Source organism: Microbacterium sp. Leaf351, assembly GCF_001423825.1.
Classification (GTDB): Bacteria; Actinomycetota; Actinomycetes; order Actinomycetales; family Microbacteriaceae; genus Microbacterium; species Microbacterium ginsengisoli.
This window is the reverse complement of record NZ_LMPK01000007.1, coordinates 53495-54064: the sequence shown is the minus strand read 5'-3', so window position 1 is coordinate 54064 and position 570 is coordinate 53495. Positions and strand designations below refer to the sequence as shown.

The window sequence follows — 570 nt, the reverse complement described above, 5'->3', positions numbered from 1 at the left end:
CCGCGGTGCGCGCGGGCGGGTTCGACGCCCGCCTGCTCGATGTGCGGGAGGCGCAGCGCCGGTGGCCCGGGTTCCGCTTCGAGACGCCGGTGCTGCACACGCCCGAAGCGGGTCGCATCGATGCGGATGCCGCGGTGCGCGGCTTCGTCGCGGCGGCGCGTGCGACCGCGGTCGAGGTGCGCGAGGGAGTCCGGGTGGCGTCGGTGAGCGCCGATGAGCGCGGCGCCTCGGTGGTGCTGCGCGACGAGGAGGGTGAGCGCACCCTGACGGCGGAGCGCGTCGTCGTCACCGCGGGTGCGTGGACCCGCGGACTGCTCCCGGAGTCGATCGCCCTGCCGCCGCTGCGGGTGACGCAGGAGCAGCCGGCGTTCTTCGCGCCGATCGCGCCGGCCGAGGAGACCTGGCCGGGCTTCAACCACATCGCCGATTCGTCCGGGGAGACGGGATGGTTCCCAACCGGGGTGTACGGCATGGCGACGCCGGGCCTCGGTATCAAGGCCGGTTGGCATGCAGCAGGCCCCGTGGTGGATCCCGACGAGCGGTCGTTCGTTCCCGACCCGTCGCTGACCG

1 protein-coding gene is annotated in these 570 nt (G+C 74.4%); it reads left to right on the top strand.

Features of this window, described 5'->3' with window-relative positions:
- On the top strand, positions 1 to 570 hold a 570-nt coding region (locus ASG00_RS16610), incomplete at both ends, for an NAD(P)/FAD-dependent oxidoreductase (protein WP_235559098.1).